This is a genomic window from Enterococcus sp. AZ128 (genome assembly GCF_051714485.1).
Classification (GTDB): Bacteria; Bacillota; Bacilli; order Lactobacillales; family Enterococcaceae; genus Enterococcus_A.
Genome location: NZ_JBIORZ010000001.1, coordinates 2,260,932 through 2,279,411 on the forward strand (window position 1 = coordinate 2,260,932; position 18,480 = coordinate 2,279,411).

An 18,480-nucleotide genomic window follows, 5' to 3' on the forward strand; every position below is an offset into this window, starting at 1 on the left:
GCCTCCTAATTTTTTCTAACAAAAACTGTCGAGAATCTACGTCCCAGCAGAATCCCCAGAACCAGCATGCCGACAATCGCTGCTGCGGCAAGGAAATAAATCAAGCCCTTTGAGATAACTCCTGCTTGTTGTGTTCCTTGATTCGAATGTGCGGCTGCTCCTTCATAGTTTTCTAGAAATAATTTTTTAACATACGCTTTTTGATCTTGGCCTGTTTGGGGCAATTGTTTCGCCACAAACACTTTCTCTTTCGCTTGCTGCGGGATTTTTTCACGGGCTGCTAGATTTTGCTGATCAGTAGCCGTTTTATTTTCTAAAAACAGATCCGGTGCGATCAAGTATTCGATCGAATCTTCTTTCTCTTTGTTTTTCTCATAGATTACCTGATTGTTGATCGTTAATTTCCCATTTTCGGCTGAGGCCTTTCCGCTAAAAAATAGTGCGGCGATTAGAAGCGTGAATACGCCTAAAATTTTTCGCTTATTCATGATCGATCACCTGTCCTAAAGGTTCACCCATCGTGTCCTTTTGTACATTCACTAAGAAGTTCAACCCTAGAGCAATCAGCACAAGCAGAATCAAAATCAAATACGTCATCCATCCAATCGATAGGCCATTGATTAATGCGCTGTACCCATTCTCGATATTCTGTAAAGGTGAGAATCTAAATATAAAACGGACGATACTTCCCGGAGTCGTCGTCATTCCTAATAACGGAGTCATCATTAAGTAAAAGCCAAAGAGGACACCAACTACGAACAGACTTGACCTTCTAAACTGCCGTGCCAATGCTGTAGCGAACAATAGACACATCAAGAAAACTAGGAATGTGTAACTGACCCAGCCACCTGTTGACTTTACGGTAACCATTGATGTCGTCAGCCCACTGACAAAACCAGCAATGATACTGCTGATGACTAATGTTCGCAGCGCATTTGGTGTATTTCTCCAAATACGACTTTGCGTAACAAAGAAGTCGTGCTTCCGCAGCTGTCGTTCAAACAAACTAGATGAAAGACCATAGCCGATAAAAATCGCAACCAAGGTTCCAATGAATGTTAGATAATAAGGAACGACTGAGATCGTGCGGTTTTCACCAAATTCGCCTAACGTATTCATTGGACTAGCTAAGAAGTTAAAGACCTTCTGATTGTCTGCTCCACCCTGGCGTGTATTCGCAAGGACTTTATCAAAATTTTTGCTGTAGCTATCATTGGTCGTATCTTTTTCATTTGCATCTTTCACGACTTTGTCCAAGTTGCTCAACACCTTATCCGCGTTGCCATGAACCTCTTTTGTCGTTTTCGTTAAATCTTCAATTTTTGACCCCACATCTTCGACTTCAGCCGCCGATTTACTCGTGGAATCAGCAGATTGCTTCGCTGTTTCGATCAATTGTTTCATTGAATCTACGATGGCTGCCGTCGATTCCGCGATCGGTTTCGTATCGCCGGACTCCGGATGAGGGTTCTCATCATTGATGATTGATTCGGTTTGAACCTTGTCGGCCTCTGTCCAGCTGCCATAGGTTGTTGCGATTTGTTCATTTGCTTGCTTAAACCATTGATTGAGTTTTTCAGCTTCATCATTTAACATCCCCGGCGTCATCATATGATGCAGCGTGCTGTATAGCGTATTTTTTTCATTTTCCGCATTCGATTCTGTTCCAATCGTCTGAAGCAGAGCATTGATTTGAGCTTCTGTTTGGCGATAAAGCTCATCGCCGGTTGCTCGGTATTCTTTTACCAAAGAATCTTGAATCAACGTCTTTTTCGCTTCATCTGTGATATTGTCATATGAATGATAAATTGATTCGCTAGTCGCAAACTCTTCTAATTTCAACCCAACATTCGCCGGGGCGTTGATTGTTGCAAGATAACTCGCTACACTTGCTTGCTGACTTGGATCAGCAAAAAGTGTCATAATCTGCTGTGCGCACCCGCCTAAAGCTTCAAATTGCGCTAAAATGTGGGGTAAATCATTGATCAATGGACTCTTTTTATCAACAAAACTTGCGTAATAGCCCGAAGCTTGTTCCGAACCATTCACGCGCCAGTTATAAATCAGATTAACGAAAGACTCTTTCGATTCTATATCTGACAACGTCCATTGAATCGTTGGTTGGACGGTCACTCCAATTTGCTTCGGTAAATTCGTGGGTGGTGTGCCACCTGGTTTCAATGCAGTAGTAATCGTTAAACTTTGTGAAGAAGCCGGCGTCACGGTAGCTTCATAGTCATACGCACTCAATTGACTATCAAGTGTTGCTTTAATCTGTGCTGCAAGAACTGCCGCATCCTTGATTTCTACGTTAGAACCGGAATTTAACTCAAGCGTTGCTGTACCATTAGGTTGAATGACAAATGTTCGTGATTGAACGATCTCAATTGGATTTATATGTGGCATATCGTTGTTGGTTAAATAAGTAAATTTCGGTTCCGAACTGAAAGCAATGCCATAATCAAGCGCGTACCGTTCGATGATCCTTAATTCCTGTTTATATTGATCCGCTTGGGGTGTTGTAATCTTTCCTTCACTAACGAGAAGATTCAGTAAAGCCTCTAGTTCTCCGCTATTCAATGAATTGATCTTGTCATTCAATACTTCCAGGTATTGAGTCTTCAATTTTGACGAATTCTGACTAGCAGAAAGATCTGCCATTTTAATAATGGCTTCCTTTGTATTTTCAAGCGTTGCGTTGTCAGGTGTTCTTTCTCCATTGCCATAATAAGTTTCAGCGATTGTTTTTCGCAGCACTTCTAGAGTCTTTACCTGTTTATCTAATTCTTCAATCTCCTTTTCTATTTCCTTTATACGCTCTCCTTGGTTTTCATTGAAATAAGCCGCCTGTCCATAAAAATCAGCCAATACACCGCTGGTCTTCGAAGAGTTTGAATCCGTTTGATAGAAGTTGTTCATCTGCTGCATCAGGGAGTGATTCAATCCGTCAAATTGTCCTTGATAATTCGTCAGATCGTTTTCCCATTGCAAAGCTAGTTGTTTCTTTTGAAGCTCGACCTGTTCGTTGAATTGTTCGATTGCTTCTTCTATTTTTTTATTTACATCTTCTGTAAATTGATCTACGGTCTCTTTATTCTTTTCTACGGATTCACTAGAACTGTTCAATCCCTCATTATTCGAATCCAGTAATTGATTCACGGAATCAACAAAACTTTTTTGCTCCGCGATAAATCGTTTATTGTCAGCATCCAAAATACTAGAGACATCTAGCACAGAGGAAAAACCGTCAGGTAATTCCTTAAACGGACTCTGAATATTTGATGCCAATTCTGTATGGGTTTCCTTATCGCCTTTGACGATGGTGTTTACATTTCTCTGCGCTTCAGAAAGATTACCGACAATACTGGAAAAATACATTTGAACGATTCGTTGATTGAATTCTTTTAGGATGTTGTCCACTTTTATTTGAACCGCCTGATTCGTTAATTCATTCTGTCCTTCACTCACTTGGTAATCCACCACAGCTTGATCCGGCGCAATGCTTTCCAAATCCAACAATCGCTCAGAAAAATTTTGTGGAATATAAATGACCGCATCAAACTGGCCGTTAGAAATCCCCGAATCCGCGACGCTTCTCGTCGTAGTTTGCCAATTATGCTCCAAATCATTGTTGATTAAGGTCACAAAATCTCTGCCTAATATGTATTGTTTATTTTCAAACTTCGCACCCTTATCCTCATTTACTAGCGCATAAGTTACTTGCGAGGTCTGATCCTCAGCCGCTTTTCTAAGATTGTCATCCTTTAGGGCAAAAAACAGCAACAGCGCAACTAATGCTATCCCGCCAATCGTTATGGCGATTAAAGAGAATGTATTATTTATTTTCTTTTTCATATTCTTCTCCTCAAAAAAACGTCAGCACGGCTTTCTGTGCTGACGTTTTCCGCTTTTGTTTAATTTAATCCAAATGAACCAGCATCTTGACGGTCACGCTCTGCCACAGTATCCGCATATTTGTTCAACTGTCCGTGAATACTTTCTAACAGTTCTTCCATTTGTTTCACGTTGCCTTCCAACTGGCTGTATTGTTCCAAATACGCCCGAAACGCTTCCCCCTGCCATTGCTGAGAGATCGTTTGATTCATTGAGTTGACCTTTCGAATCGCATCCTCGATTTGTGCGGATGCTTGTTGATACACCTTCGCTTGTGATTTCAGCTGCTCGGGTGTGACTGTAATTGCTCCTGACATTTTATGACTCCTCCTTGAAAATAAATTATTTTAACACCATCGTTTGCAGCACTTCTTTTTATGTGAGTAATTACTATTCTTTTACTTACAATACAAGTTGCTAAAAACGTTTAGTATTCATCAATTGATTGTCCAATGAAGACTATTCATCGCTGAGAATAGCTAGCATAGGGACTACATAGAAATTTTCTATTTCAGTTAAAAACAAAGTAGAAATTGTTGATTCTTGCCACATTCCAAGTTGATTGAAAGCAGAATAATTATATTCCTAACTATAATTAACCTATTTTAATACTAATTAAAACACAAAATCACAATTTAAATCACCTGAAACCCAGAACGGTCGATTTTAGACCCTTAAAGGTTATTTCCTTCGATTGCTTTAGAGAATAATAAATCAAATTCTTATTTTTTCTAGATTGACTCAGAATCAAGTATCACTAAGAGATCTTATTTTAGTTTTTCTTAATCGTGATACACATTACAGAAATATGTGTGTCTCAAAGAATATCCTTATCAGGAACATATGCTTAAAATTGAAGACTATTTTTGTTTCATTTCATACAAGTTAACCCATGTTCTGACGGTCACGTTTTACCGCTATATCCGTAGGTTTCTTCAACAGTTCTTCAAATTCTTTTATTATCCTTTCGTTGACTATCCTGTTCCAAGTATGTCCAGAACACATCTCCTTGCCGTTACTGTAATTGCTTCTGACATTCAATGATTCTCCCTTGAAACATTGGTTATTTTTAACAACTATTATTTTACACCAACTCTTATAAAGTATCAATATAAGTTATTATAGTTGGAAAAAATAGCTATTACAGATATAAAAACAATAAATTTACTTATAAATATTATTTAATAAAAAAATAATAACTTATTCTTCAAATGTTTTTTTATCGAATTTAATATTAAACTCAAATGCATTCTTTTCATTTATTTGAGCGTTCATATCTAAAAAAATATCTGTCAATACAATTGCACCATTCAAAAAAAAGTTAACCAGAAGGACCTGTTCTAGACATTTATTGGTCAACGATCCAGTTTTTATAGTAGAGGGCAACAAAAAAAGCCGAGCCCACGATCGGACTCGGCAATCTTACGATTAGTTATCTTTTCTTAAAGTAAATCAATCCGCTAGCACTTAATGCAACCATTCCTAATACTACAAAGATTGGTTGTTTGCCTTCACCAGTTTTCGGATAAATTTTTCCAATGGTACTATCGATCCAGCCAACATTGCTGGTCGTTTGTGTGTTCGTATTTGATGCAACGATCTTGCCGAGAACAGTCTTCTCGAAGACCACTCTGCCTCCACTTGGGCCCGTGATCGTGATCGTAACCTTTTGATCTTTCTTCAAGGCTAATTCTTTCACATCAAGGATTATATTCCCTTTTTCATCAGATTTGCCTAATGCGAATTTTTCGCTTTCAGCTACTGTAACATCAATGGTTGCCTCAGCGATCGTTTTACCAGTCAATTGTGCATCACCTTCGTAAATGTTCGCGAGTTTTGTTTCTTTTTTGATCCGCTCAGTTTCTGCATCAGCAGTAGGATTCGTTCCCGGTTTGGCTGAAACTCTTACCCAGAAATGCCCTTTTCCGCCATTCGGACCTGTCACATTGACAACAACATCCTGACCAGCCTTCAAATTCATATTTTGTACATCAATTTTAAAGTTCCCATCAGTATCAGATGTCAACGGTGCATTCGCCTGTTCTGCGATTTTTGCTTGTGGAGCTGCTTCAGCAGCAGTTTCTGCAACAGCAACTTCAATGATCGCGTTTGGAATCGTAACCCCTGTCAAGTACTTATCCCCTTCAAAAAGTTCAGCTAACTTTGTTTTTGCTTTAATCAGGTTCGCTTCTTCTACACTTGGATCGCCCGATATCGTCGTACTCGTGGTTGGTTCTGTTGATGAACTTGATGTCGTACTGCTATCTTCCTTCGCTTGAACTTTTATTGAAAATTCCGCTTTACCGCCATTTTCGCCTTCAATACTTACCGTGATTTCTTGGTTTTCTTTCAACCCTAATTGATCAACAGCAATAGTGATATTCCCATCTTTATCAGCCGTTCCTTGTGCCAATGCGCGCGCCTTCGTTGGAGTAATCGTTACTTTACCGTTAGGGATAGTTTTCCCGGTCACGTTTTTATCTCCTTCACGGTAATCGTTTAAGACAGTTTCAGTTTTTATTTTTTCAGTTTCTTCTGCCGCTGGATCTGCTAAAGTCCTGCGTCCTTCAATCGATGCTGAGACTTTCTTACCGTTGGCTTCTAGATCTTTAATGTAGCCGATAAATGTTTCGGTATCTGGGTCCATTGCACCTTTTAAATCTGCTTGAGTAAACTCAGAGAAACCATCGCCTCCACCATATAAGAAATCATTAATGATCAGCTTATACGTTTCCGCGGCATTGATCGCTGTGCCATCCGACTTTTTCAATTCTTTGACAATATAGGTATTTTTTGCTGATGCATCAGGATTTTTCTCCACTGTATATTTTAGTCCTGAGACTTGCAGAAAATAACTGCCGGCTTGCTGATTCAAAACATTTTCAATCTGCTGCCCAGTCATCTCAACGATTTGCATGATATTACCGAATGGTTGAACTGCTTGCGCCGCACCCCAAGTGATCGAATAATCAGGGTTTACCTTCAAATCAGCGCGAATCCCGCCGTTATTTGTCATAGCAAAATCAACGTCTTCGCCATTTTTCTTCGCCATATAGACTTGTGCATCGGTCACAAGATTTCCCACAGCCGATTCATTCATCTCGTTGACATCCCGTGTGATGTCTCCAGCCTTTTCAGCTGTTCCAATTTTTTCTTCAGTTACTTCTTTTACACGATTGTCTGCGTCTGTCACGATAGCTTGAACATCTGCATCCGGTACAGGACCGCCATCTGGATTTACCGCACTCACAGTTGCTTTAGGCGTCGATACAAAGTCATTCGTTGTTGTATCATATTCTCCTTGCAGATCGATATAGCCTTTCCCTTGAGAAGTCGATTGAACAATTCGCGTATTTCCTACTACCCCATTTGTGTACACATGATTGTGCCCCGCAAAAAAGGCGTCCACACTGTTATTGGGCTCTAATTGATTGACCTTGTTCATAATATCCGCCGATTCGCCGCTAACGCCTTCACCAGCTTGAATAGATGGGGTGTGTCCCAGTACTACAATCGCGTTAACGTCTTGCTCAACTAACTCTTTAGAATATTTTGCAATTTCCTCTGCAGGATCGGTAAAGGTGTAATCCTTATGGTATTCCGCCAAAACCAAGTTGGGGATCTCTGTAGTAACGACTCCGATAAAGCCAATTTTTATTGGATCAGAGTCAGTGCCAACATTTTTTATCTCATACGGTTTCCAACCATAAGGAATCGTATCCGTACCTTTCTCACGGACATTCGCAATAACTAAATCAAATCCGCCTTTTAATTGCTCCTGAGTATAGTCCTTATTATAGTCCTTAACAATGTCATAGAATCCTGAAGCTGGATCAGGACTTGTTCCAGTCAGAATTCGATTAAACTCCCCTAGACCTTCGTCAAATTCATGATTCCCTAACGTTCCAACATCAAATTTCATTTGATTCAAAATGCGCATCGTCGGCTGATCTTGTAACAAGCCTGAATTCGCTGGACTTGCGCCAACCATATCGCCAGATTGGACGCGCAGACTTTTCCCATCACTGTTATCTCGTTCAAACTTATTTTGTGCTTGATTAAAATAACTCGCTAATAATGCGGCTGTCCCCGCATTTGATGTTTTGTTTCCTTCAGCATCATAATAGCTTCCAGTCGTACTCAATGCCCCATGAAAATCATTGATTCCCAACATTTGAATTGGTACCGTAGTTGAACTTTTCGGAGCTTTTTCTGCCTTTGGGCTGCTTTCTGTTGCTGCGTCACCCGCTGGCGCTGTTTCCTTCGTCTGGCTGCTGTTCTCACTAGCAGTTGTGCTGTTTATTGTGCTAGCCGTTTGATGACTTATTGTACTATTTGTCTCGCTGACAAGCGTTTCTGCCGCTGCGAATCCTGATGGTAAGGTGAACCCAAGAACAGTGAATAACGTAATGGTGCTTTTTAATAAACCCGACTTCTTCAAATTATCATCTCCTTATTTTAAGCGCTTACAGGAGAAATATTATCAGTTCTTCATTAAAAATTCAAATTTTATTCAAACATTCTTTTTATTTTCTTATCTTACGAAAAAATGGAACAGTGCAGTTCCACAGTTTTGCCTATTTGTAATTTAGAGGATAAAAAAAGAATCAGCACCATTATTGGCCGATTCTTTTTCTAATCTATGCTCGTTTATTCCTTACCCATTCGAGACAAGAGTATGAAGCGTATCATTGTTCTCAATACGATCCAACAGCTCTGGATTGATCCGATATCCTTTTCCCCACAAGGTTTGGACGGCTTTATTCTTCAAATTCGTATTTTCAAACTTGGTCTTGATCCGAGTGACTGTGCTGGAAAGTGACGCCAAATGAGATTTATTCACGTCTTCATTCCAGATCTGATGACAGATCGTTTCTCGTGTCACCACTTTATTGCCCGCTTGAAGTAAAATGAAGAGAATCTTAGTTTCCGTCTGTGACAGATGATGCAGGACTTCCAAGAACTGATAATTCTCCTCTGGTGAAGGCAGATCCTTTTGCAAGATATTCGGACGAATCAGGGATACTTTATCAGACAATTGGACGTATTTCCTATTTTCATACGAAGGCTCTTTTTCATTCAGCTGATGCTTCAAAACATACAAACATTCCCTTAATTCATCGACGGAGTCTTCATTCGAGATGATCGCATTCAACAGTTCTTGCTCTAGGTATTGATGATCCATTTCCGTTACTTTCGCCTCGACCTTTCGAATAATACGAATGGAATGATGCTTTAACAACGGAACGATGGTCATTACTTCCGACTCGCAAATCGTTTCACTTAAAATGACATATTGAAAAAATTTAAAAAATTCCAAGCTTTCTAATTGCTGGCTGCTGTTTTCAAACATCCTGACAGAACAATAGACTTCATAGTTCAATGATTGCAATTTTTGTTGAATTTCCTGCTCGGCTAAAATATTCTTGGTCAGAATCAAGACTTGATTCATGATAATCTCCCCTTTTTATATAAACCCTACTAATAACGATTCATCCGATTTACGAAAAGCACTATGTACGTGGTCGAGAACAAGGAAGTAAGACGAAGTCGTCTGACCGCCGCGTTCTCTATCGTCGTTTATTGATGATCTTTTCGTGATAAAACCGACACCTTTGGATATTCGTAACGTTCTTTGATCTCCTCTAAATTCGGGACATTGCTTTGGGCCAATTGATCCACACGGCTTTTCAGTTCTTCATAGATACTCATGATCGTTTGACGAGATTCGTCCACTTCACAAGAGATTTCCTTCGCCCGATCATGGATCGTCTGTAATTCTGCTTCAGAATCTTTTACAATCCGCTGCGCATCCAATTTCGCTTTCTCCACCATTCGGTTTGCTTGACGGCGAGCAGAGATCAAGACTTCACCGATTTCATGTTGAGAATGAACTGCTTCCTGTTTGAGCTGCTCATTTTCTTCTTGAAGATGGGTGATTTGAAGCTGCAATTGCGAAATGAACTCACTTTCAACCACAGAATCTTGATGCTTCTGTTCTTCGATCACTTGTTGAACAAGGTCCTCTTTCTCCAGAATCAGCTGATCCTTGTCCACGATCAATTGATCCAATTGAGCATTCAAGTCTTCTTTTTCATGCAGCTCATTCATAACGCTTTCCATTTGTCGTTCGAATTTTTGGAGGGTTTCATGATGTTCATACGCTTCATCCTTTTGGTTCAACGTAAATTCGCGAATTTGCTGCTGCGCTTCCTGCAGCTCTGTTTCCAGTGTTTGATAATTCTCTAAGGAAGCTTTTAGGGTCGAAACCTCTTCTTCGGCCTGATCAAGCTGCTCTTTTAGGTAACCAGTCTCTTTATTGTCCTTCAGATGCTGGATTTCTTGGCGGTTGCGCCGATTCTCCGATTCCAAATCTTGGATTTGGCGACGATTCTCCGCTTTCTCTTCTCCCGTTCGTAATAGTGCTTGTTTGTATTTATCATTCTCTTTCGTTAAACGCTGTTTTTCTAAGGCATTGTCTCTCTTGACTTGCTCGATCAGTGCTTCCTTTTCAGAAAGCTGCTGTTTTAGTTCTGTGAGCTCTTCAGTTTGTTTTTTTGCTGGAATTTCTGTCGGACTGCTCGGCCGTTCTTCGATCATGATCTCTTCTTCCGGGACCGAATTGATCTCATCAATAATGTTTTTATTGAAAAACCAGCCATTTTTCTTTTGTTGTGCGTTCATAGTAACTCCCTCTCCTCTTTCTTTACTCTTCTTCTTGGATCAATGAAAATTCTTCGTCAGCTTTCTCCCGAGAAAATGTACAACTATACGTCTTTTTCTTCTCTTTATCGTTCATTAGATTCATTTGGAACGTGATCTGCGTTAATTTCGAGATGTCCTTCGCCTCTTTCGCAAAGGCTTTAACATTCTCCTTGATCTGTTGGCGATTGTCCTCACTGCCGGAATCCCCCGCCAACGCAATATTCAAGGTCTGCGTCGGAATATCCAACACGATCAATGTCGTCGATAACCCAAAGTAAGGGCTGACCTTCGTGGATAGATCACTTTCGATCTCGTATTGTTTCTCTCGGTTTTCATCTGAAAATAGTTCATCCCACGGATAGTCCTTCAAACCGATGCCCTTTTTAGGATAGGCTTTGATGGGCAGCTTATTAATAATTTGTTTCTGTTCTTTTTTCAGCGTGTACAGCTCGTCTTTTAACTGATTCGTTCGTTCCGTGACCACATGCAGCTGATCCTCCATTTGAAACAATCCATAGGTGGTCAACAGTAAGCCCAACGCCAAGAAGACTGTCAAGAATAATAAGGCAGAGACATGTTTCTCTTGTTCTGCTTGTTTGACGTACTCCAGCTTTCGTTGAAACGACAACGGTGTATTCGGCGGTACGTTGAGCCGCTGTAATTGCACCTTAATGATCATTCGCCGAAACCAAACAATAAGTATCAAAATGACCAGCGCGACGCTAATCCAATTTATGATCAAAATGTGTGTATCCCCTTTTCTATATCAGGTTTAGTTTCGTATGGATTCAAAGTAATCGGAATCTCGTTGCTCCTGCTTTTGCTTCTTTATCTCTTTTAACAGTGCCCCGTTTGAGAGGGCCTCGACCTTAAACTCCAAATCATCATAGATTGATAACACATTTTTTCGTGACTCAGAGACTTCGATCAAGATTTTTCTCGCTCGGTTACTGATGTTTTCTAATTCCAATTCTGCGGAACTGATCATCTGTTTCGCTTCGGTTTGTGCCTCTTCAACCGTTCGATTCGCCTGCTTCTTCGCTGAGATCAAGACTTCGCCAATTTCTTGTTGCGACTGAACGACTTCTTTTTTCAAGCGTTCATTTTTCTCGATCAATTCATCGACTTGTTTCTTCGCCTGGATCAGTTCGAGGCTTTCTTCGTTGGCCTTTTGTTCCTTCAGCCGACTTAACTCGATTTGCGCATCCGCCAATCGACTAGCCAAACGTTCCTTTTCAGCCTCTAGTTGTTCTAGATTGCTTGTCTTTTCTTCCAGTTTCGCGATTTCTTCATGTGCATCGAACAAGGCACTGTTGAGGGCTTCTTTCTCAGCTTCAAACTGCGCCATCGCTTCACTTGTTTCTTCTTGTTCCTGTTCTTCTGGCACTTGCCCTTGTTCATCAATAGCCATGTGTGATTCCTCCAATGCATGTTTAAGCTTTTGAGCAACCTGCTCTTTTAATTGTTGAATTGTCTGTTTGTACTTCGAATTGTCTTCCTTCAACTGTGTCAATTCTGCGTTGATTTCTTGTTCTTTTTCTTCAAGCAATTCATCCAGCACATCGTTCTCAGCTTGAAGCTCTACCCGTTTTGCCTCATTTTTTTGATGAAGGGTATGTAGCTGCTGGTAATCCTGTTCCAATTCGCTGTATTGCTTTTTTAGCTGATCAAACCGACCTTTCTCTTCATCACGTTCGGTGGTGAGCTGTGTCAGCTTTTTTTTGGCGGCTTCGTTTTCAGCCTGTGATTCTTGGTATTTTTTTTGATAGTCCTTCAACTGTCGGGTGAGTTCTTTAAGATCAACGGAATTAGCTTCTCTTTCCGAAGTTTCTTTTTTGATTCGATCGACTGTCTCTGTGAGTTCTTTCTGTTTTTCTTTTAACTCTTGTTGGAGCCGTGCGATCGCTGCTTCTTTTTCTTTCTTTTCCTCGGCAATCGCAGCAATCTTCGCTTCCCATTCCTTGACTTGCTCCGTTAATTCGTCATCGACTCGAATGCGTTCAAAATCTAGTTTTTCTTTCAGTTCATCATTTTCTAGCTCTAACTCATGAATCCGAACTTCCGCTTCCTTTTTTAATCCAACCAATTCGTCATAAACTTGTTTCAACTCAGCTGGCTGATCAGAAGAAACATCTTCTGACTGTGTCTCACTTGAAGCCTGTTCAGCGAAACCTTCTTGTTCCTGCACCAATGCTTCAAGTTCAACTTCGGAATCCTCTATCTCTTCCCCCATTTCCAAAGGATCAGGGATACGAATGGTTTCGTTATACAGCTCCTCCGCATTCAATTCCTCTTCGGTGATATCATTGATAAATTCCTTCAAGGCCTGCGTTGATAGCCATTTTCTCTTTTTTTTGTTCTCTGCCATTAGCCCTTCCCACCATCATTCTTTAGATTCTGTTCGGAAACATTCTTCTTAGTAAATTCACCCTCACCGTTTTCACGAGAATAATTCACACTGTAGACACTGCTCTTTTCTTTCCCCACAACGGCAATCATTCGAACATGAATGTCGGTCAATTCAGAGATTGCTTCGGCTTCCTTCGCGAACGCATCAATGTTTTTTTGAATCGTTTCCTTACTGGCATTGTCATCTGTTTGACCGCTTAATTGAAGCGAAAGTGTTTTAGGAACAGCCAATGAAACCGCCGTATCTGAAGAACCAAAGTAAGGAAGTGTCGTTTGAGAAATCGTTGTTTCGATTTGTTTTTGTAAGTCAGAATCCTTCGCTTCTCTGGCTAAATTTGTCCATTCAAGTTCGTTAAGTCCGATGCCCTCTTTCGGATAATTCTTCAAGGGAATACTGGCGATAAGTGCTGATTGTTGTTCCTCTAATTGGGAGACTCGTTCTTTCATCTCTGTATTTTGTATCTTCTGCTTCTGTTGCTCATCCGCTAAAACTAGAAACGATCCGATAACGACCATCATTCCAAATCCAATCATCAAACACGTAAACAGTAAATAGCGGATATGTCGGGCTTGCTCGATCCTTCTTAGATGATTGACCTTTCGTCGAAACATTGGCGTTTGATCGGGTTCTTTTTGAATCGCTGTAAATCTAAAATCAAATACCAATCGGATAAGGACAAAAATTATTGCTAAAACAACAAGTCCGGCACTGATTACTCCTAATGCGACCATCTTGATTTCTCCTCTAGCAGGAATTTCTTATTCATTCACTATCCGCCTGCTTTCTAATCAATGATGGAAGATGAAACTGAACGGTCCCTTCAATGTTTGCCTTCTTGGCAAATCCAAAGGTTCGGCTGTCCTTCGACACATCGATATGATCGCCAGTTGTAAAGTACATACCTTTAGGAATCTTGGTTAATTCTTGAAACTCTTCGGCAACTGCCGGGGAGAGTTGAAACGTATAAGTCGTCTCAAAATCTCCATGTTCGCCAATATTTAGAACCATGCGATCATTACGGATAAACATCGTATCTCCCGGCATACCAATCACCCGCTTCACAAATTTCCCCTCTTCTCCTTTAACGGAAAAGGCAATCACGTCATAGCGCAAAATCTTGTGGCGCTTCTTGACTAAGACCATGTCCTTTTCCGTCAGAGCCGGACTCATTGATGTCCCAGATATTGGATGAAAGCTGTACTCTCTTCGTACCAATTGTCCGGAAACGAACATCACCACTAATAATAGAAGCGTTAGAATGGTGAGGATCAAGCTTTTCCCAATAGATCGTTTCGGTGGGCTCTCCTCTTTTTTCGTTTGACGTGATTGAACAGTTGCCATAAGTTACGGTGCTCCTTTTTCCTAGTAATGAACATTTCTTGGTGCTGTATTAATTTAAAACACATCATTTATTATCTTGAAATCTGAACTGTGAAAGCCCCTATTTCCATCTTTTCTACTTTGCTTTAATATATGAAACCTGATCTGAGGTGGCTAAAGCATTGTCGATTACCCTATACGAAATCACCGTGCCGCCAAAGACATTGCCTTCTGAAATCAGAATGCCATTGGGTCCGACGACTTCGACAAACGCCACATGTCCATAGCGAGCATCTGATCCAGCAACTCCTGGTTTGAAAGAAATCAACCAGCCAGCTTTTGGCTTTTGACTGACTTCATAGCCTAGCGCTTTGCCTTTCGTTGCCCACTGACCGCCATTTCCCATGTAGTCATCGACCGTTTTACCTAATTGATTCACTCGATTAAAGGCATACCAGGTACATTGCCCTACTGGATAAGAGCCGGAAGTGTTGTAATCCACACCATTGTAATCGGGATATTTCATACGACTGCTGTATTCTTCGGGAATTTCTTCTTTGCCTTTGATAAAGACACCTGAATCACTGCCAGTTGTTTTGACTTGATCGTATTGCGTTAAGTGATACAAGGCGATAATTGAATTTAGCTTTTGCCCATAAGTGGTATCCGTCGCATAGGTTCCCGTCAAGGCATTGGTTGTGCGTAAGTAGTTTTTCGCTTCTGAACGCCATGTATTTTTGTAAAAACTATCATTGCCGGAAATTCCGCCGCGCAAGAGTTCCACATAGTCGCCTAATGAAGCTGCATAATTTGGATACTTGCGAAACGCCGAATTGATGGAATACAAATCCCCATTTCCACGATCCTCTTGGGTCGCCATCGAAACGGATTGCCCCTGATACGTTCCTTTGATGCCGAACAAGTTATGGTTTGGTTCTAGTGATAACGTACTTGTCCCCGAGCCGCTTTCTAATAAGGCTTGGGCAATCATGACAGAGGCGAAAACGTCGTATTCTTGACCCAATTTCTGAGCGTCTTCAGCGATTTTTTCAATGAAGGTTTTCGCACCTTCATTTTCAGTGAAGTTCATAGAAGCTGGATATTCTGCCAAGGTCTGTTCCCCGTGTTCGGTCAGAGTGACCTCTGGTAATTCTTGAACTAGAAGGTCTTCTTCTAAATCAATCGACTCCACAACGACTTGGCGTTGCGTTTCTTGTTCTGTCGTTTCTTCTGATTCCTCATTGGAAGTTTCTGTTGAGGTGCTTTCTTCTGTATCAGATGCTTCTTCAACTTCCACATCATCGACAGTTAAGTAGTAGTCATCTCCAATGTAGACTCCTAATAAGACATTCTTATCCTTTTTCTTCTGATACACCAGACTGCCGACGGTGATTTCTTCTGGCATTTTTTCTGGTTTATCGGCAATTTCTGAATCAAATAAGTTCTGATACATCTCTGTCGCTAATTGTTCCGCGTTATAATTTTCCTCTTGTTCGGTACCCAGCTGCTTGATTCCTTCATAGATCACTGCCGCATGAATTTTGTTTTCAAAACTGCTTAACAGCGGTAATTCAAAGCCTTTTAAATCTGATTGCGCGACTTCCGTTGTTTTCAACTCGCTGGGCAGATTCAACGTACTCGTTTCTGAAAAAGCCTCCGGTGCGGTTGGTGCGACAAATGAATTCGCTTGAACACTTGGTGCCGCAGGTGTTGTTGGCGCCACCGCAGCTGGTGTACTTGGTACGATCGGCGTTGGCGCAACTGACGATGCTGGTGTTGCTTGACTTTGACTCGTAGATGACTGTGTTGGTGCCGAACTACTAGGCGTCGTTGAGCTTGGTTTTGTACTACTGCTTGGCGTCGTACTACTTGGTTTGGTCGAACTGCTTGGCGTCGTCGTGCTTGATGTTGCGCTGTTCGATGAACTATTCATTTGACTACTTGAAGTACTTGAACTCGATGACGATGCAGTCGAGTCTGTACTGGTTGAAGACTCTACCGTACTGCTTTCAACCGGTGCGGGTTCTGAAGAAGCTTCTGGTACGGCCTCTGAACTAGCAGCGGGTATAGACGTTTCTGGTGCTGCTTCCACTGGTACTTCTGGCTGTGGTTGTGCTTCAATTGGCGCTTCCGCCGCTGGTTCTGGCGAAATCACTTCAGGCGCTGGTGCCTCGCTCTCTGGTACAGAAACGTCACTTGTCCCTGTTTCTACTATTAAAGAAGACTCTTCGGTCAGTTCTCCGGCTTTCAACACACCACTGCGTATTCCGGCAAGTCCACCAATAAACACGAGAATCCCACAAACACCTATCACTATCTTTTTCATGCATTTTTCCTTTCTAAATCAAACTAAAGAATAAAATCGGTAATAAGAAGAGTAAGAATAAGGGCACCACTGTCTGCATCGGATCAGAAATGATCTTCGCAGCCAAGGTCATACTCACCCGTTCGGGTTCGGATACCGGATCGTCCTTCACGATGGTGCCGTCAATCTTGCCATCTTCTCGTTTCAGCTTCAATTGCTTGAACAAGTCGTCCTCCGCGTCGTGCAAGGGTTGAACACTTTTGAGATTTCCTTGAACAAGACGTCGATAAATCGTTCCGATGTCTCCTTCACAACGAAGGAGGGTAAGTTTCGCGATCCCATTTTTTGGTTCTTTTTCGACATAAGAAACCTCGGTCTCTTCAATGATCTTGTTCAAAGAAACCTCGTAGACATAGACTTGTTTAAAATCGGTCGCATAAATCAGCTGTCCTTTTTTTAAATCTTGGATACGATGCAAAAGTACATCCTTATCAAAGATATTGTGGGCCAGAACGACGTAATTTCCCCGACCTAATTGTTGATCGGAGCGATAAGTTGCCGCTCCGGTCAATAGATTTTCATTCGCCATTCCTGCCAAGATCGGCAGGTCAATCGACACATCAGGAATCACGATCTTCCCGATGCCCCAATTATTCGTCGTCGTTTGAACAACGGATTTGGCCTTGGCGTAATCCGAGATTTTGACACTGGCAATCTGTTTCTCCTCATAATTCGCCTCATCGATCTTGTCGATGTTATACGCATTCAATTCTTCCTTTTGCCCAATATTGACAGCCGCAGATGCGGGTTCTTGTTCCATATGGAGATAGCCGTAGATCGCTGTGATCAGAACGGCCGTCATCGTCACGAACAAGAGAATGAAGAGTGTTTTCGTAATGAAGAACAAGCGTTTCAAATTCTTTCGAGCTTTCGCCGCAACGACTGGATCATCGGAACGGAAACGTTTGATGAAGCGGCGATACAACCCCATGAGTAAGGCAAAGATTGCGACATTCAGCCCTAAGGTTGCTAAAACGATATTTTGATAACTCCAGGTATTGCGTTTCTTAACTTTCTTTTTAACCGCCGTCTTATAATCAACACGGTGTCCTGTCACCAGCAGCCGGAAGGTATTTATCCCCGGCGGTGTACATGTTAATAACGTAACCTTGTCTTTTCCTTTATGAATCTTGACCTTTTCGACATCGCTTGGCAAAATCTCTTCAAAGGAATCGATCTCGTAGGCCAAGCGTTTGCCTAAAATATTGATAAAAAACAAATCGCCTTCTTTTAAGTTTCGAATATCGGTAAAAAGTACTTGGTTCTTGACTCCGCTGTGTCCTGTAATCACCGAATGGGTATTTTTCCCACCAACAGGGATCGAGGTCGGTTCAAAGTGACCGAGGCCCTTTTCCAATGTTTTAAAGGACGTGCCGTGAAAAAAAGGCATTTGTTTGATATCAATTGACGGAATATCAACGGTCCCCATGACATCCCCTTGTTTCATGATCTTGTTGTAAACAACCGGATCACCTTTGGGTAATCCTTCTTGCTTGTTGTAAATATACTCGTTGTACGCTTTGGCTAATGCCCATTGTTCGTCTTTTTCTTTTTGCGACATTTTTTTCATCGTGTCGTCGTATTCAGAAACCGCTTGACTGCGCTCACGATTGGCTAAGTAGTTCCCTACGATAGGGTAAAGAAGGGTCAACACACCACCAACGATCATCAAGATCGCAAAGATTTTCAAAAAAGAATGCTTTCTTTTTGGTTTCGTATTCTTTTTCAGCTTCTTCATGACAGGTCCTTCTTTCCAATAGGGATTCACAAGTTGAAAGAAAGAATC

At 41.3% G+C, this 18,480-nt stretch carries 12 protein-coding genes; all 12 read right to left on the bottom strand.

Annotated features, from left to right (window positions below):
* Positions 1-5 precede the first annotated feature (5 nt).
* The 12 genes from essA to IGI38_RS11200 all read right to left on the bottom strand — a co-directional run bounded on the left by essA (position 6) and on the right by IGI38_RS11200 (position 18,432).
* Complete coding sequence (gene essA, locus IGI38_RS11145; protein WP_438729918.1) at positions 6-488, bottom strand: type VII secretion protein EssA; 483 nt, start codon at positions 486-488, stop codon at positions 6-8.
* A complete protein-coding gene (esaA, locus tag IGI38_RS11150; RefSeq protein WP_438729921.1) occupies positions 481-3,855 on the bottom strand; it encodes a type VII secretion protein EsaA in 3,375 nt (1,124 codons plus the stop codon). The genes essA and esaA overlap by 8 nt, the downstream gene beginning before the upstream one ends.
* A 59-nt stretch (positions 3,856-3,914) precedes the next feature.
* Positions 3,915-4,211, bottom strand: a complete 297-nt coding sequence (locus tag IGI38_RS11155; protein ID WP_438729923.1) for a WXG100 family type VII secretion target — start codon at positions 4,209-4,211, stop codon at positions 3,915-3,917.
* A gap of 1,115 nt (positions 4,212-5,326) precedes the next feature.
* The gene (locus IGI38_RS11160; protein ID WP_438729926.1) at positions 5,327-8,335 is read right to left on the bottom strand and encodes a 5'-nucleotidase C-terminal domain-containing protein; all 3,009 of its coding nucleotides are present in this window, start codon (positions 8,333-8,335) and stop codon (positions 5,327-5,329) included.
* A gap of 216 nt (positions 8,336-8,551) precedes the next feature.
* Positions 8,552-9,346: a helix-turn-helix domain-containing protein gene (locus IGI38_RS11165; protein ID WP_438729929.1), complete on the bottom strand. Its 795-nt coding sequence runs from the start codon at positions 9,344-9,346 to the stop codon at positions 8,552-8,554.
* A gap of 128 nt (positions 9,347-9,474) precedes the next feature.
* Positions 9,475-10,578 (bottom strand): hypothetical protein, encoded by a 1,104-nt coding sequence (locus tag IGI38_RS11170; RefSeq protein ID WP_438729932.1) that lies wholly within the window; start codon positions 10,576-10,578, stop codon positions 9,475-9,477.
* 22 nt (positions 10,579-10,600) lie between these two features.
* Complete coding sequence (locus IGI38_RS11175) at positions 10,601-11,341, bottom strand: hypothetical protein (RefSeq protein ID WP_438729934.1); 741 nt, start codon at positions 11,339-11,341, stop codon at positions 10,601-10,603.
* Positions 11,342-11,371: 30 nt separating this feature from the next.
* Complete coding sequence (locus IGI38_RS11180) at positions 11,372-12,967, bottom strand: hypothetical protein (protein ID WP_438729937.1); 1,596 nt, start codon at positions 12,965-12,967, stop codon at positions 11,372-11,374.
* Positions 12,967-13,740 carry a hypothetical protein gene (locus tag IGI38_RS11185; protein ID WP_438729939.1) on the bottom strand — a complete coding sequence of 258 codons (774 nt, stop codon included), beginning with the start codon at positions 13,738-13,740 and terminating at the stop codon, positions 12,967-12,969. Before IGI38_RS11185 ends, IGI38_RS11180 begins: the two co-directional genes overlap by 1 nt.
* Before the next feature lie 31 nt (positions 13,741-13,771).
* Positions 13,772-14,350: a signal peptidase I gene (gene lepB, locus IGI38_RS11190; protein WP_438729942.1), complete on the bottom strand. Its 579-nt coding sequence runs from the start codon at positions 14,348-14,350 to the stop codon at positions 13,772-13,774.
* Positions 14,351-14,465: 115 nt separating this feature from the next.
* Complete coding sequence (locus IGI38_RS11195) at positions 14,466-16,655, bottom strand: glucosaminidase domain-containing protein (protein ID WP_438729945.1); 2,190 nt, start codon at positions 16,653-16,655, stop codon at positions 14,466-14,468.
* Between the two features lie 13 nt (positions 16,656-16,668).
* A complete protein-coding gene (locus tag IGI38_RS11200) occupies positions 16,669-18,432 on the bottom strand; it encodes a class C sortase (protein WP_438729947.1) in 1,764 nt (587 codons plus the stop codon).
* Positions 18,433-18,480: the final 48 nt, after the last annotated feature.

Excerpts from the sequence above, each read along its gene's own strand:
- IGI38_RS11185 (WP_438729939.1), bottom strand. The coding sequence starts at position 13,740 with ATGGTCGCATTAGGAGTAATCAGTGCCGGACTTGTTGTTTTAGCAATA.
- esaA (WP_438729921.1), bottom strand. The coding sequence starts at position 3,855 with ATGAAAAAGAAAATAAATAATACATTCTCTTTAATCGCCATAACGATT.
- IGI38_RS11165 (WP_438729929.1), bottom strand. The coding sequence starts at position 9,346 with ATGAATCAAGTCTTGATTCTGACCAAGAATATTTTAGCCGAGCAGGAA.
- IGI38_RS11180 (WP_438729937.1), bottom strand. The coding sequence starts at position 12,967 with ATGGCAGAGAACAAAAAAAAGAGAAAATGGCTATCAACGCAGGCCTTG.
- essA (WP_438729918.1), bottom strand. The coding sequence starts at position 488 with ATGAATAAGCGAAAAATTTTAGGCGTATTCACGCTTCTAATCGCCGCA.
- lepB (WP_438729942.1), bottom strand. The coding sequence starts at position 14,350 with ATGGCAACTGTTCAATCACGTCAAACGAAAAAAGAGGAGAGCCCACCG.
- IGI38_RS11200 (WP_438729947.1), bottom strand. The coding sequence starts at position 18,432 with ATGAAGAAGCTGAAAAAGAATACGAAACCAAAAAGAAAGCATTCTTTT.
- IGI38_RS11155 (WP_438729923.1), bottom strand. The coding sequence starts at position 4,211 with ATGTCAGGAGCAATTACAGTCACACCCGAGCAGCTGAAATCACAAGCG.
- IGI38_RS11195 (WP_438729945.1), bottom strand. The coding sequence starts at position 16,655 with ATGAAAAAGATAGTGATAGGTGTTTGTGGGATTCTCGTGTTTATTGGT.
- IGI38_RS11170 (WP_438729932.1), bottom strand. The coding sequence starts at position 10,578 with ATGAACGCACAACAAAAGAAAAATGGCTGGTTTTTCAATAAAAACATT.